At 72.8% G+C, this 13823-nt stretch carries 16 protein-coding genes; 7 read left to right on the forward strand and 9 right to left on the reverse strand.

Annotation, left to right across the window (positions count from 1 at the left end):
* Positions 1-3: 3 nt before the first annotated feature.
* Genes htpX through ACIBK9_RS30490 form a run of 3 tightly spaced genes read right to left on the reverse strand, consistent with a single transcriptional unit; the run spans position 4 to position 1987 of the window.
* Complete coding sequence (gene htpX / locus ACIBK9_RS30480) at positions 4-903, reverse strand: zinc metalloprotease HtpX (RefSeq protein WP_358294153.1); 900 nt, start codon at positions 901-903, stop codon at positions 4-6.
* Between the two features lie 5 nt (positions 904-908).
* Positions 909-1187 carry a hypothetical protein gene (locus tag ACIBK9_RS30485; protein WP_352323076.1) on the reverse strand — a complete coding sequence of 93 codons (279 nt, stop codon included), beginning with the start codon at positions 1185-1187 and terminating at the stop codon, positions 909-911.
* On the reverse strand, positions 1184-1987 hold the full coding sequence (locus tag ACIBK9_RS30490) for a PspA/IM30 family protein (RefSeq protein ID WP_352323075.1): 804 nt from the start codon (positions 1985-1987) through the stop codon (positions 1184-1186). Before ACIBK9_RS30490 ends, ACIBK9_RS30485 begins: the two co-directional genes overlap by 4 nt.
* A gap of 151 nt (positions 1988-2138) precedes the next feature.
* Between ACIBK9_RS30490 and ACIBK9_RS30495 the strand changes: the two genes are divergently transcribed.
* The gene (locus tag ACIBK9_RS30495; RefSeq protein WP_397162249.1) at positions 2139-2717 is read left to right on the forward strand and encodes a DUF3043 domain-containing protein; all 579 of its coding nucleotides are present in this window, start codon (positions 2139-2141) and stop codon (positions 2715-2717) included.
* A 109-nt stretch (positions 2718-2826) separates the two neighbouring features.
* Here the strand turns inward: ACIBK9_RS30495 and ACIBK9_RS30500 are convergent, their stop codons facing one another.
* Complete coding sequence (locus ACIBK9_RS30500; protein ID WP_397162250.1) at positions 2827-3792, reverse strand: hypothetical protein; 966 nt, start codon at positions 3790-3792, stop codon at positions 2827-2829.
* A gap of 56 nt (positions 3793-3848) precedes the next feature.
* Here ACIBK9_RS30500 and ACIBK9_RS30505 point away from each other — a divergent pair, with 56 nt between their 5' ends.
* Positions 3849-4847: an aldo/keto reductase family protein gene (locus ACIBK9_RS30505; protein WP_397162251.1), complete on the forward strand. Its 999-nt coding sequence runs from the start codon at positions 3849-3851 to the stop codon at positions 4845-4847.
* Between the two features lie 61 nt (positions 4848-4908).
* Here ACIBK9_RS30505 and ACIBK9_RS30510 read toward each other — a convergent pair whose 3' ends face one another.
* Positions 4909-5115: a hypothetical protein gene (locus ACIBK9_RS30510; protein WP_352323071.1), complete on the reverse strand. Its 207-nt coding sequence runs from the start codon at positions 5113-5115 to the stop codon at positions 4909-4911.
* A gap of 84 nt (positions 5116-5199) precedes the next feature.
* On the opposite strand from ACIBK9_RS30510, the gene ACIBK9_RS30515 reads away from it, so the two are divergent.
* Positions 5200-5898: an SCO2322 family protein gene (locus ACIBK9_RS30515; RefSeq protein WP_397162252.1), complete on the forward strand. Its 699-nt coding sequence runs from the start codon at positions 5200-5202 to the stop codon at positions 5896-5898.
* A 10-nt stretch (positions 5899-5908) separates the two neighbouring features.
* Positions 5909-6895 (forward strand): bifunctional adenosylcobinamide kinase/adenosylcobinamide-phosphate guanylyltransferase, encoded by a 987-nt coding sequence (locus tag ACIBK9_RS30520; RefSeq protein WP_397162253.1) that lies wholly within the window; start codon positions 5909-5911, stop codon positions 6893-6895.
* Between the two features lie 23 nt (positions 6896-6918).
* Here the strand turns inward: ACIBK9_RS30520 and ACIBK9_RS30525 are convergent, their stop codons facing one another.
* Positions 6919-7719 carry an ATP-binding cassette domain-containing protein gene (locus ACIBK9_RS30525; protein ID WP_358294161.1) on the reverse strand — a complete coding sequence of 267 codons (801 nt, stop codon included), beginning with the start codon at positions 7717-7719 and terminating at the stop codon, positions 6919-6921.
* A 35-nt stretch (positions 7720-7754) separates the two neighbouring features.
* On the opposite strand from ACIBK9_RS30525, the gene ACIBK9_RS30530 reads away from it, so the two are divergent.
* Complete coding sequence (locus ACIBK9_RS30530; RefSeq protein ID WP_397162254.1) at positions 7755-8498, forward strand: adenosylcobinamide-GDP ribazoletransferase; 744 nt, start codon at positions 7755-7757, stop codon at positions 8496-8498.
* Positions 8499-8604: 106 nt separating this feature from the next.
* Here ACIBK9_RS30530 and ACIBK9_RS30535 read toward each other — a convergent pair whose 3' ends face one another.
* From ACIBK9_RS30535 to ACIBK9_RS30545, 3 genes are read right to left on the reverse strand one after another with little or no spacing between them, the layout of a single operon-like run.
* Entirely contained in the window at positions 8605-9492 is an 888-nt protein-coding gene (locus tag ACIBK9_RS30535) for a lysostaphin resistance A-like protein (RefSeq protein WP_397162255.1), read from the reverse strand.
* Positions 9489-10454: a hypothetical protein gene (locus tag ACIBK9_RS30540; RefSeq protein WP_397162256.1), complete on the reverse strand. Its 966-nt coding sequence runs from the start codon at positions 10452-10454 to the stop codon at positions 9489-9491. Before ACIBK9_RS30540 ends, ACIBK9_RS30535 begins: the two co-directional genes overlap by 4 nt.
* Positions 10451-10798, reverse strand: a complete 348-nt coding sequence (locus ACIBK9_RS30545) for a GntR family transcriptional regulator (protein ID WP_352353377.1) — start codon at positions 10796-10798, stop codon at positions 10451-10453. Before ACIBK9_RS30545 ends, ACIBK9_RS30540 begins: the two co-directional genes overlap by 4 nt.
* A 105-nt stretch (positions 10799-10903) precedes the next feature.
* Here ACIBK9_RS30545 and ACIBK9_RS30550 point away from each other — a divergent pair, with 105 nt between their 5' ends.
* Together ACIBK9_RS30550 and lpdA are read left to right on the forward strand one after the other, a co-directional pair.
* A complete protein-coding gene (locus tag ACIBK9_RS30550) occupies positions 10904-12373 on the forward strand; it encodes a leucyl aminopeptidase (protein ID WP_358294170.1) in 1470 nt (489 codons plus the stop codon).
* A gap of 51 nt (positions 12374-12424) precedes the next feature.
* On the forward strand, positions 12425-13789 hold the full coding sequence (gene lpdA, locus ACIBK9_RS30555; protein WP_397162257.1) for a dihydrolipoyl dehydrogenase: 1365 nt from the start codon (positions 12425-12427) through the stop codon (positions 13787-13789).
* Positions 13790-13823: the final 34 nt, after the last annotated feature.

The following is a 13823-nucleotide window of genomic DNA, read 5'->3' on the forward strand; positions in this document are numbered from 1 at the left end:
GCCTCAGCCCCTTCCGAGCTGCTTGGAGATGGACGCGAGGAGTTCGAGCCGGCGCTCCAGCGGCGGATGCGTGGAGAACAGGTTCGCCAGCGTCTCCCCCCTGGCCAGAGCCGGGGCGAAGTAGAAGGCGTTGAACGGCGCCGCCTCGCGCAGGTCGGTGGTCGGGATGCGGGCCATGTCGCCGGTGACCTTGGTCAGCGCGCTGGCCAGGGCCGAGGGACGCTGCGTGAGCAGGGCTCCGGCCCGGTCGGCGGCCAGCTCGCGGTAGCGCGACAGGGCCCTGGTGAGCAGGAAGCTGACGGCGTACACGACGAGCGAGACGAACATGATGATCAGCCCGACCGGCACGCCGCCCTGGCCGTTGTCCCGGCGTCCGCCGAAGCCGGCGTACAGGGCGAACCTCGTCATCAGCCCGGCGACGATGCCGAGGAACGAGGCGATCGTCATGACGGCGACGTCGCGATGGGCGACGTGCGACAACTCGTGCGCCAGGACGCCTTCGAGCTCCTGAGGCTCCAGGCGGCGCAGGATCCCCGTCGTCACGCAGACGACGGCCCGCTTCTGGTTACGCCCGGTGGCGAAGGCGTTGGGGACGTCGGAGTCGGCGATCGCCACCCGCGGCTTGGGCATGTCCGCCAGCGCGCACAGCCGGTCGATCAGGCCGTGGAGCTCGGGGGCCTCCTGTGGGGAGACCTCCCGTCCGTGCATCGCGAACAGGGCGATGCGGTCGGACAGGAAGTACTGCACCAGCAGCAGCCCCCCGGCGAGCACCAGCACGGTCAGCGCGCGCACGCCGAGGGCGATCAGCACGCCGACGAACGCCACGTAGAGCAGCCCCAGCAGGAACATCGTCACGACCATGCGGCGGGTCAGGCCGCTGTCGGACGCGAACCGCGTGCCCACGGGACTCAGCCCGGGATGAGGCCTTGGTCGCCCAGCATCTCCCGGACCTCCTCGATCGAGGCGTCCGCGGGGGGAAGGATCAGCTCTGACGGCTCAAGGCTGTCGTCGGGAAGCGCCTTGCCCACATGGCGCACCTTGTCGAGCAACGCGTGCAGCTTGACGCGGAAGGCCCCCTCGTCACCGGTCTCGATGGCGGCCTCCAGCTCGCTGTCGAGCTCGTTGAGCACCGCGATGTCGTCCGGCGAGATCTCGACCTGGCCCTCGCCCATGATTCTGACGATCATGCGTTCTCCCCGGGCTGACGCAGCTGCTGGGTGTGACCCTGCTGCGGCTGGGCCTGCTGCTGGGGCTGCCCCTGCTCGATGGCGCTCTTGGGCGCCGGGCCCTGGCCCAGCTCGGCCTTCATCCGGGCCAGCTCCAGCTCGACGTCCATGCCGCCGCCCATGCGGTCGAGCTCGGCCTGGATGTCGTCGCCGCGGGTGCCGCTGAAGTCGTCGAGCGCGCCACTGGCCAGCAGCTCGTCGATCGCGCCCGCGCGGGCCTGCATCTGCGCCGTCTTGTCCTCGGCGCGCTGGATCGCCAGGCCGACGTCGCCCATCTCCTCGGAGATGCCGGAGAACGCCTCGTTGATGCGCGTCTGGGCCTCGGCGGCGGTGTAGGTCGCCTTGATCGTCTCCTTCTTCGTGCGGAAGGAGTCGACTTTGGCCTGCAGCCGCTGGGAAGCCGTGGTCAGCTTCTCCTCCTCGGCCTGCAGGTTGTCGTGCTGGACCTTGAGGTCGGCCATCTGCCCCTGCAGATTGGACCGCCGCTGCAGGGCCTCGCGCGCGAGGTCCTCGCGCCCGACGGACAGCGCCTTGCGGCCCTGGTCCTCGTAGCGCCTGGCCTGCGCCTCCAGGCCGTTGATCTGCAGTTCTACCCGCTTGCGCGAGGTGGCCACGTCGGCCACCCCTCGACGCACCTTCTGCAGCAACTCGAGCTGCCGCTGATAGGAGTAGTCAAGCGTCTCGCGCGGATCCTCCATCTTGTCCAGGGCCTTGTTGGCCTTGGACTTGAAGATCATCGAAAGTCTCTTCATCACGCTCATGCGCGTCGGCCGTCCCCTTCTAGGTCGTGCTGGTGTTCACCCAATGCAGCGCAGCCGCCTTGGGATTACCCTACGCATAACGCACGGGGGCGTCACTAAGTTGCAGTCCAGGTAGGGTTGACGTGTGTTGCGACGCCGATCCCAAACCTCCGTGGACGACACCCCCGTCCCCGTTGACGATCCTAAGCCCCAGGGTAAAGGTCGTCCCACACCCAAGCGCCGGGATGCCGAGGGCAGACGACGCCAGCCGGTCTCCGCGCCGAAGGACCGCAAGGAGGCCTATCGGCAGATGCGCGCCAAGCAGGCCGCCGAGCGCGACCGGGCCCGCAAGGGCATGCTCGCAGGTGACGAGCGTTATCTTCCGGTTCGCGACAAGGGTCCAGGGCGCAAGTTCGCGCGCGACTGGGTCGACTCGCGGCGCCTGCCCAGCCAGTACTTCCTGCCGTTCTCGCTACTGATCCTGCTGGCGACCTGGATCCCGTGGCCGATCGAGATCCGCGCCAAGGTGCTCAACATCGTGATCGCGGTCGGCTGGCCGATCATGATGGTCGGCGTCCTGGCCACCTCCCTCTACGTGGCGTGGAAGGTGAAGAAGGAGGTCGCGGCCAAGTTCCCGAACGAGAGCGTGAAGGGCGTCGGCTTCTACGCGGCCATGCGCGCTTTGCAGATCCGCAAGCTGCGGTTCCCGCCGCCCACGGTGCTGCCGGGCGGGAAGCCGCCCAAGAAGTAGCCCCGTTTTCCCGATTTTTCGGGAAAACGACTTATCGGCGACGTTCGCGTGCCCATCACCGTCCGGTGGTGGGCACTCGTGCTTCCCGCCTTTCGCCGTGCGTCCCCGCTCAGCGGGCCGGTTTCCAGCGCAGGACGCCGCCGGTGACCACGGGGCGGCGGCCGTCGATCGCGCCGCCCCGTTCGAGGGCGTCGGCGACGGTCCGCAGCAGCGTGTACGACGACCGCAGCCGCCTGCCCGTGACCCCGGACACCGTCCCGTCGGCCGAGCTCACGGTGGCGTACGCCGTGGCGCCGTCGGCGGCCGTGTAGGACAGGATCGGGATCAGCAGGCCGTCCCAGGACCCGGCCGGACGGCGGGCGCACATCTCGCGCCAGGCGTCCCTGATGCCGCGGACGGTGAGGTGGTCGCCGACGCCGGGGCGGAAGCCCAGGACGCCGGCGCCGCGCGCGCCGTTGTGGCGCAGCAGGGAGGCGCGCAGGGCGTCGGGGAAGTCCACGCCCATCTGCGACTCGGCCACGGCGATCGTGCGCGCCCTGACCGGGCCGCCGAGCGTGCGGTAGGTGCGGGGGGCGTTGCTCCTGAGCCAGCGTTCGATGCGCCGCCATTGGACGTCCACGGCCCGCTTGACGTCGGGCGCGACCCTGCGGGGGTCGATCGGGCGGCGCCGGGGCGCGCAGTTGGGCGCCTGGGCGGCGGAGGCGGCGGGGGTGGGCTGCGCGGTCGCCACGGGCTCGGCCGGCGGCTCCACAGGCGTCACTGCCGTCATAGGCGTCACGGGCGTCACGGGCTCGGGGCCGGCCGGGGGCGGTTCCTGCTGTTCGGTGACGGCACGCACGAGGGCCAGGGCGCCGCGCTGCACCGACGTCCCCATCAGGGCGAACCCCAGCGTGAGCGTCACGACGACCGCGATGACCAGCCACGACAGGACCGTTCCCGCACGTCGGCGCCGCGGTGCGGGCACCGGGACGGACGGCGGCGGCTCGGCCCGCGGCAGGCGGGCCCGGCGGCGCAACCGCACCGCGAGGGCGATCAGGACGGCCGCGGTGAGAGCCTGGCGGACGAGCTTGAGCACGTCGCGCACCCTATCCCGAATCGAATCGGCTCATGTGACGCTCTAAGGTCGAACGTATGGAATTCCGACACCTCGGCCGCAGCGGTCTCATGGTCAGTGAGATCAGCTACGGCAACTGGCTCACCCACGGCTCCCAGGTCGAGGAGGACGCCGCCAAGCTCTGCGTGCAGGCGGCGCTCGACGAGGGCATCACCACCTTCGACACCGCCGACGTCTACGCGGGGACGAAAGCCGAGGAGGTGCTCGGCCGGGCGCTCAAGGGCGTCCGCAGGGAGTCGCTGGAGATCTTCACCAAGGTCTACTGGCCCACCGGCCCCGGCAAGAACGACCGCGGGCTGTCCCGCAAGCACATCACCGAGTCGATCAACGCCTCGCTGCGCCGCCTCCAGACCGACTACGTCGACCTGTACCAGGCTCACCGCTTCGACAACGAGACGCCCCTTGAGGAGACCCTCAAGACGTTCGACGACCTCGTACGCCAGGGCAAGGTGCTCTACGTCGGCGTCAGCGAGTGGACGGCCGAGCAGATCGGCCGCGCGCTGAAGATCGCCGACGAGATGGGCTTCGACCGGATCGTGTCGAACCAGCCGCAGTACTCGATGTTGTGGCGGGTCATCGAGGCGGAGGTCGTGCCGCTGAGCGAGCGCGAGGGCCTCGGCCAGATCGTCTGGTCGCCGATCGCGCAGGGCGTGCTCACCGGCAAGTACCTGCCCGGCCAGCAGCCTCCGCAGGGCTCGCGGGCGACCGACGCGAGCGGCAGCGCCATGATCGCGCGGTACATGAACGACGACGTGCTCACCCGCGTGCAGGAGCTGCGGCCGATCGCGGACGACCTCGGCCTGACCATGGCCCAGCTCGCCGTGGCCTGGGTGCTGCAGAACCCGAACGTCTCCAGCGCCATCGTCGGCGCCACCCGCCCCGAGCAGGTGCGCGACAACGTCAAGGCGGCCGGCGTCAAGCTGGAGGACGACGTGCTCAAGCGCATCGACGACGTGCTCGGCACGGTCGTGGAGCGCGACCCGGCCAAGACGGTGAGCCCCGCCGTCCGTCCGTGACCGGAGAACGGAAAACCCCTTGAGCCACAATGCGCTCAAGGGGTTTCCGTTTTTTCGCGGATCACTCCGGACGCAATGACAATCCCGTGTATTCGACGCGGTCCTCGTCGAGCAGCGCCACCTGCTCGACGCCGGATTCGAGCAGCTCACGCCAGTTCTCCCCGAGCCAGGACTCCGCATCGGCCTGACTCGGGAAAACCTCTCGCGGCAAAGGGCGGTCCGTCACCTCACCACCATTTGCATTTTCATAACGCCACCGCCATGTCATGCCATACGCTCCTTCTCCGCGGGTTCGCCGGCGCCTTCCCTCCGACGGCACTGGAACCCTACTCCCGAGCTCGGAGGTCCATCGATGCTGCGCGCGGGCCGTGTCGCCGCGGCGGTCGTCCTGGGGGCGGCCGCCGTAGTCCTTCTCCCCTCCTCCGCGCTCGGCTCACCCTCCTCGCGGCCCGGCGGTCCCGCGCCTGGGGCCGTGCGGCTGTGGGGGGTCTGGCGCAGCGACGGCACGGCGTGGCTGGCGTCCACGGCCGCGTACGAGCCGGCGGACGGCTCGGTCGTCGGGTGGCGCTTCGCGGTCTCGGCCGACGGGTCGGTGGGCGAGCCGCCGGGGGGTGAGCTGCCGTCGTTCCCGGCGGTGTGCGTCCAGGACGCGGCCGGTTCGGGGCACAAGCGGGTGGCGGTCGCGGTGGACTTCGGGGACGGGGAGGGCGACGTCCCGTCCGGTGAGCGGCCGCCGGCGCACCCGCTGCTGCGCTGCGTGACCGGCGCCGAGGACGCGACCGCCGCCCAGCTCCTGGCCTCCGCGGCCAGGGTCGGCGTGAACGGGCGCGGCGAGGTCGTGTCGGTCAGCGGCTACCCGTCCCAGGCCGCGGGGACGACCCCGTCCCAGGGCGCGGACGCCGCCGAGCGGGCCGCCGCGCCCGCGGGCGCGCCCCGCGGAGTTCCGGCGCTGCTGATCGCGGGCGGGGCGGGGGCGCTGTTGTTGCTCGGCGCGGGCACGGCCCTGGCCGCCCGGCACCGCCCCGGTCGGGCCGGTCGGGCCGGTCGGTAGCCTCTGGGCGGTGAAGATTCTTCTCTCCGGGACCGGGGGTGCGGCGGGCTGGCCGGTGGACGGGTGCCCGTGCGCCTCGTGCGCCCGGCTCCCCCAGGACCGCCGTCGCCGCCCCTTCGAGCTGCTCGTGGACGACACGGCGCGGTTCCCCTTCACCGGCGGCGGCGCGATCGGCGGCGGGCTCGGGCTGGTGGCGGCCGACGGCGCGGCGGTGCTGTGCCTGCCGCCGGGCCGGGAGGCCCCCTCGGACGGTCCCGCCCGCTACGACGTCGTCGTGCTGGACCTGCTGGACCGCCCGCAGCGGCTCGGCGAGCTGCGCCGCGCCGGCCTGGCCGACGACCGGACCGCAGTGGTGGCCGCGTGGCTGGACCACCGGATCAGGTCGGAGGAGGAGCTGGCCAGGCGGCTGCGGTTGTGGGGGGCGGTGGCCGTGCCGGACGGGACGGTCCTGGGCAGCGGCGGAACGGTCCGCGAGACGCCGCCGCGGCGGGCGTTGCTGCTCGGCGGGTCCAGGTCGGGCAAGTCGGCCGAGGCGGAGCTGCGACTGGCGGCCGAGCCGTACGTCACCTATGTCGCCACCGGCGGCGACGGCGCGGCGGACGGCGAATGGGCGGCGCGGGTACGGGCGCACCGGGAACGGCGGCCCGCTCACTGGGACACGGCCGAGACGACGGACCTGACCGGGGTCATCGCGGCGGCGCGCACGCCCCTGCTGATCGACGGGCTGGGCACGTGGCTGGCGGCGGTGTTCGACGAGCACGGGGCCTGGGACGGCGACCGCACGCCGGTCGCCCGGCGCTGCGCGGAGCTGGTCGAGGCGTGGCGCGGCACGCCGGTGCCGCTCGTGGCGGTCTCGGACGAGGTGGGGATGGGCGTGGTGCCCGCCACGTCCGCCGGCCGGGCCTTCAGGGACGCGCTCGGCAGGCTCAACGAACGGCTCGCCGCCGAGTCGGAGTACGTCGCCCTGGTGGTCGCGGGGCGTCCGCTGGAACTGTGACCCGTGGCCTCCGGGAGCCGGGGCTACGGGCGTACGGCTCTGGCGTACCAGCGGCCGTCGAGGCGGTCGACGTGCAGCGGACGGCCGAAGCACTCGGACAGCAGGCCGGGGGTGAGCACCTCCGACACCGGCCCGGCGGCCAGCAGCCGCGAGTCGCGCATGAGCAGCGCGTGCGTGGTGGTCGCGGGCACCTCCTCCAGGTGGTGGGTCACCGTGACCGTGGTCAGCACCGGACGGGTGGCGGCCAGCTGCTCGACCGCGGTGATGAGGTCCTCGCGGGCCGGCAGGTCGAGCCCGGCGAACGGCTCGTCGAGCAGCAGCACGGCGGGCTCGGCCATGAGCGCCCTGGCCACTCGGATCCGGGCCCGCTCCCCTTGCGAGCACACCCGGAACGGGCGCTCGACCAGGTCCTTGCAGCCCAGGTCGGCCAGCAGGCGGGTGGCGCGCTCGCGCTCGTTGTCGCCGTACTTGTCCCACAGCGGGACGCTCGTGCCGGTGTGGCCGGTCAGGACCACCGTGTGGGCGGTGGCGCCCTCCTCCTCCAGCAGGTCCTCGTCGATCAGCCGCTGACTGGCCGCGACCAGGCCGATGTGGCGGCGCAGCTCCCGCAGGTCGACCCGGCCGAGCCGGTGGCCGAGCACGCTGACCGCGCCCTCGCTCGGGTGGCGCACCGCCCCCGCCAGCGAGAGCAGGGTGGTCTTGCCCGCGCCGTTGGGGCCGAGGATCACCCAGTGGTCGCCGTACGCCACCTGCCAGTCGATGCCGTCGAGCAGCGTTTTGCCGACAACCCGGACAGCTACACCTTCGAGTTCAAGCACGTGCATTCCCGCCACATTAGTCGGCCCTAGGATCGGTCGTTATGCCGCTTGCTGAGCTGACCCATGGGCTGCGCTTCGCGATCGGCATGCTCAGCGCCGTTCCCGTGCGGGTCGACAGGGTCGATCGGGAGGTCGCCGGGCCGGCCATGGCGGCGGCCCCCGCGGTCGGGCTGGGGCTCGGCGCGGTGGCGGGCCTGGCGCTGCTGCTGCCGGGGCCGCCGCTGCTGGGCGCGGCGCTCGCGCTCGGGCTGCTCGCCGCGCTGACCCGCGGCCTGCACCTGGACGGGCTGGCCGACCTCGCCGACGGCCTGGGCAGCGGCCGGCCCGCCAAAGACGCCCTCGACATCATGAAAAAGTCGGACATCGGGCCGTTCGGGGTGATGACGCTGGTCATCACGCTGCTCGTCCAGGCGGCGGCGCTGACCGGGGCCGGCTATCCCGCCCTGGTGACCGCCTGCGTGGCCGGGCGGCTGGCGCTCACCTGGGCGTGCCGGGCGGGCGTGCCCGCCGCGCGGTCCGGCGGGCTCGGGGCGATGGTGGCGGGCACCGTGAGCGATCCGGCGGCGTGGCTGGCCACGGCGGCCGCCCTGGCCGTGACCGCCGGGCTGGGGCTGGCGGCCGGGACGTGGGCGCCGCCGATCGCGCTGGCGGCCGGGCTCGGGACGGCGCTGCTGCTGCTCCGGCACGCCCGTCGGCGGCTCGGCGGCGTCACGGGGGACGTGTTCGGCGCCCTGGTGGAGACCGGGACCACGGCCGCGCTGGTGGTGTGCGCGATCCTGCCCTGACCGCGCTGACCGGGCTGACCGGCAAACTGGCTGACCGGCAAACTGGCGGACCGGCGGCGCGGTCGCCGCGCCCGGCTCCGACTCTCGGCTCCCGGCGCAGGCCGGGTCAGGCGACCGGCTGCGGGGCGCGGGCCGGGAGGCGGCGCAGGAGCACCACGCACAGCAGCGCGAGCGGGACCCAGCCGACCAGCCCGGTGAGCCCGGACACCGCGGTGTCGGGCGGGGCCGCGGCGTCCCCGAGCAGCAGCACGGCGGGCAGCACCGCGTTCAGCGAGCCGTGCGCGACCACGCAGGGCCACACGCTGCCCGTACGCAGCCGCAGCCAGCCGATCGCGATGCCGGCCAGCACGCAGAAGCCGATGAACTGCAGCGCCGCCCACGACCCGAGGCTCGGGTAGTTGTAGCCGAGCAGGGTGAGCGGGGCGTGCCACAGCCCCCAGATCGCCCCGGACAGCGCCAGGCCGCCGATCGGGCCGTACGTGGCGGACAGCCGGGGCAGCAGCCAGCCGCGCCAGCCCCACTCCTCACCCAGCGCCGGGACCGCGTTCAGCACCGGGCCCGCCAGCACGCCGATGGCGATCTGCAGGTAGAGCGCCGGGCCCGGGTCGGCCGGCGGCTGCACGCCCCCGGCCGCGAGCTGGGCCCGGAACAGGCTGAACCGGTCGAGGTCGAGCGGGAACAGCCCGACGGCGGTGCTGAGCCCGGCGCAGACGGCGATCAGCAGCGGCACGCCCAGCCAGGCGGCCAGCACGTACCGGCCGGTGCGGCCCTTGCTCTCGCCCAGCGTCAGGCCGGTCTCGGCGGCCCAGCGCCGCCAGGGCGCGCGCGACAGCGCCCACACCCCGAGCACCCCGGCGGTCGGCGTGAACATCATGACCGCGGCCAGCCCCTTGGCCGCGGGCGAGCCCAGGCCCGCCCCGAACCAGATGGGCAGCGCCACCAGCCAGGACAGCCCGAAGGCGAGGACGAGGAAGACGGGAAGCTGTTTTCTCATGACCGTGCACGCTCCGCGACGAGGGCGTTGATGAGGGACGCGCCGCGCTCGGCGTCGTCGATGCTGATCGCCAGCCGCCCGCCGGAGCGGTAGCCGACGACCAGGCACTCGCCGCCGCGCAGCATGATGGTGGCCGCGCCGGGCAGGCCGCGGAAGCCCCAGCCGCCGACCTCGCTCGGCCTGCGGTCCTCGGTCCAGGCCCGGTCGATCCGCGACAGCGGGATCCTGCGCGCCGGGACGCCGAACGGCCCGAAGCCGATGACGAGCGCGTCGTCGCCGACCCGTACGGACAGCGTCGCCGTCGCCAGCCCCGCGACCAGCACGATCACGGCCCCGGGCAGGGCGGAGGCCATGGTCGCCGCCGGCACGACGCCGGCCAGGCGCAGCCCGCAGAGCCCGACGATCGCCGCCGCGGCCACCAGCGACAGCGCGACCAGCCAGGGGTTGACCAGCCGGCTGACCCAGACCGTACGGCGACCGGGCCGCAGCTTCATGGCCGGGGGCGGCTGAACGGCCTCGACCGGGTCGGGCCCGCCCCTGCCGAGGTAGCCCGCGAACACGCCGACAGCGAGGGATCCGACGACGACCAGCGGGACGTGCCAGCCCGGCAGGCTCGCGGCCGTCCAGTCGGGCACGTCGAGGTTGGCCGCCAGCGTGGAGGCCTGCGTGCCGAGCACCAGGACGCCGCCGCAGAACAGCCCGCCCCACCACAGCGCCCGCCCGTTCCGGTGCCGCAGCGCCCAGCCCCGCGCGGCCACGGCCAGGAACACGATCCACACCACGGTCCACACCGCCGCCACCGTCAGCACGTGGGCCTGGAAGGACGCCGAGCCGTCGACGCCCGCCGCACCCCAGTGGGTGGCCAGCGGGTCGGGCAGCCGGTCGCGCAGCCCCATGGGGGCCAGGAGCAGGGCCGCCGTGACGGCCGCGCCCCACCCGGCCGCGGGGATTCGGGGGTTCATGGCAGATCCTCCAGGATGGTGATGAGGTCCTCACGGCGGTAGCCGTGCCTCTCGGCCTCCTCCAGCAGCTCCCGGGCGCGCTGCACGAGCAGCGCGCGCCCGTCGGCCTGGCCCGCGACGCTGACCCCGCGCCCGCGCCTGAACTCCAGCAGCCCCTCGTCGCGCAGGTCGCGCAGCGCGCGCAGCACGGTGTTGGGGTTGATGCCGAGCGCCCTGGCGAGGTCGCGGGCCGGCGGAAGGCGGTCACCGGGCGTGTAGGAGCCCTCGCCGATGGCGCGGCGGATGGCGCCGGCCACCTGTTCGTGGAGGGGCCGTGCGTCGTTGAGATCGAGCGCGAGCAACATGATGCTAATGACACTAGCACCATGAAACGGAATGCGTCCGACCAGCATTTGTAGGATGAACCCCTGTTTGTGAGTACGCAGAAACCGTGGATAGCATCGGTTTACGTGACCACTGTGCGGCTGAACTCAGCAGACCCAGTCTCTGTCGACACCGACGCCCTGATCGTCGGCTTCCGGCCCGGCCAGGACGGCCCCCGCCCGGCCACGGGCGCTGAGTCCCTCGACGCGGCTTTCGGCGGCAACCTCGCCACCTCCCTCAGCTCGCTCGGCTTCTCCGGCAAACCCGGAGAGCTGGCCAAGCTGCCCACGTTCGGCGCCGTCCAGGCCCCGGTGCTCGTCGCCGTCGGCCTGGGCGACTCCTCCGACCACGAGTCCCTTCGCCGCGCCGCCGGCGCCGCCGTGCGGTCGCTGGCCGGCACCGCGCGCGCCGCGCTGGCCCTGCCGGCCGACGACGACGCCCAGGCCGAGGCCGTCGCCCTGGGCGCGCTGCTCGGCGCGTACGGCTTCGACCGCTACCGCACGGGCGAGCCGCCGAAGGCCCCCGTCTCCGAGATCACCGTCCTGTCCGGGCAGGGAGAGTCCGCCGCCGAGCGGGCCGGCGTGCTGGCCGAGTCGGTCTCGCTCGTCCGCGACCTGGTCAACACGCCGCCGTCCGACCTGTGGCCGGCCAAGTTCGCCGAGATCGCCGAGCAGGAGGGCGCCAAGCACGGGCTGACCGTCGAGGTCCTCGACGAGAAGCAGCTCAAGGACGGCGGCTACGGCGGCCTGGTCGGCGTCGGCCAGGGCTCGGTCAACCCGCCGCGCCTGGTCCGCGTCGCCTACAGCCACCCCGAGGCGGGCAAGACGCTGGCGTTCGTGGGCAAGGGCATCACGTTCGACTCCGGCGGCCTGTCGCTCAAGCCGTCGGCCGCCATGGACTGGATGAAGTCCGACATGGGCGGCGCGGGCGCCGTGCTCGGCGCGCTGGTCGGCATCGCCCGGCTCGGCCTGCCGGTCAACGTCGTCGGCTACCTCTGCCTGGCCGAGAACCTGCCGAGCGGCACCGCCCAGCGCCCCTCCGACGTCATCCACAGCTACAGCGGCAAGACCGTCGAGGTGCTCGACACCGACGCCGAGGGCCGCCTGGTGCTCATGGACGGCATCGCGCGCGCCGCCGAGGACGACCCCGACCTGATCGTCGACATCGCCACGCTGACCGGCGCGCAGATCGTCGCGCTCGGCTGGCGCACCGCGGGCGTCATGGCCAACGACGACGCCGTCCGCGAGCTGGTCGTCGAGGCCGCCACCGCCGCCGGCGAGGGCGCCTGGGGCATGCCGCTGCCGGAGGAACTGCGCAAGGGCCTCGACTCGCCGGTCGCCGACATCGCCAACCTCCACCCCGAGCGCTTCGGCGGCATGCTCACCGCCGCCATCTTCCTCAAGGAGTTCGTGCCCGACGGGGTGCGCTGGGCGCACATCGACATGGCCGGACCGGCCTACAACAAGGGCGAGGCGTACGGCTACACCCCCAAGGGCGGCACCGGCGCCATCACCCGCACCCTCATCGGACTCGCAGAGCGGCACGCGAGCATCTGAAACAAATGAAAAGATGACGGCATCACGAACACCCCGACAAGGAGCCTTCCTGTGGCCTATGACATCGTCGTCCTAGGTGGCGGCAGCGGCGGTTACGCCTGCGCGCTCCGGGCGGCCGAGCTGGGCAAGTCGGTCGTCCTCATCGAAAAGGACAAGATCGGCGGCACCTGCCTCCACAGGGGATGCATCCCCACGAAGGCCCTGCTGCACTCGGCCGAGGTCGCCGACGAGACGCGCGAGAGCGCGTCCTTCGGCGTCAAGGCGAGCTTCGAGGGCATCGACGTCCAGGGCGTGCACGCGTTCAAGGACAAGATCGTCACGCGGGCCTGGAAGGGCGTCCAGGGCCTGCTCAAGGGCGCGGGCGTGACGGTGGTCGAGGGCGAGGGCCGTCTGGTGGGCCCGCGCAGCGTGCAGGTGGGCTCGGAGGTCTACGAGGGCGCCAACCTCGTGCTGGCCACCGGCTCGGCCCCCCGCACGCTGCCCGGCCTGGAGATCGACGGCGAGCGCGTCATCACCAGCGAGCACACCCTGAAGATGGACCGCGTGCCGTCGTCGGTGATCGTCCTGGGCGGCGGCGTGATCGGCGTCGAGCTGGCCAGCGTCTACCGCTCCTTCGGCGCCGAGGTCACGATCGTCGAGGCGCTGCCGCACCTGCTGCCGACCGAGGAGGAGTCCAGCTCCAAGCTGCTGGAGCGGGCCTTCCGCCGCCGCGGCATCAAGTACGAGCTGGGCGTCTTCTTCGACTCCGCCAAGACCACCGAGACGGGCGTCGTCGTCACCCTGGCCAACGGCAAGACCCTCGACGCCGAGCTCCTGCTCGTCGCGGTCGGCCGCGGCGCGGTGTCGTCCGGCATGGGCTTCGAGGAGCAGGGCGTGACCATCGAGCGCGGCGCCGTCGTGGTCGACGAGCACTGCCAGACCTCGGTCCCGGGCGTCTACGCCATCGGCGACCTGATCCCCACGCTGCAGCTGGCCCACGCCGGGTTCGCCGAGGGCATCATGGTGGCCGAGCACATCGCCGGCCTCAACCCGCCGCCGATCGACTACGCCGGCGTGCCCCGCATCACCTACTCCGACCCCGAGGTCGCCTCGGTCGGCATCACGTCGGCGCAGGCCGCCGAGCGCGGCATCGAGATCGTCGAGCAGGTCTACGACCTGGCCGGCAACCCCAAGAGCCAGATCCTCGGCACCTCCGGAGCGGTGAAGGTCATCGCCCAGAAGGACGGCCCGGTCGTCGGCGTCCACATGGTGGGCCGGCGCATCGGCGAGCTCGTCACGGAAGGCCAGCTGATCTACAACTGGGAGGCGCTGCCCGCAGAGGTCGCCCAGCTCATCCATGCACATCCGACCCAGTCCGAGGCAGTCGGTGAGGCGATGCTGGCCCTGGCCGGCAAGCCGTTGCACGTACACAACTAGTCCAGCCCTCGAGATCAGAACGCGAGAGAAGAAT

Origin of the sequence: Nonomuraea sp. NPDC050227, from assembly GCF_044459705.1 — a bacterium.
Classification (GTDB): domain Bacteria; phylum Actinomycetota; class Actinomycetes; order Streptosporangiales; family Streptosporangiaceae; genus Nonomuraea.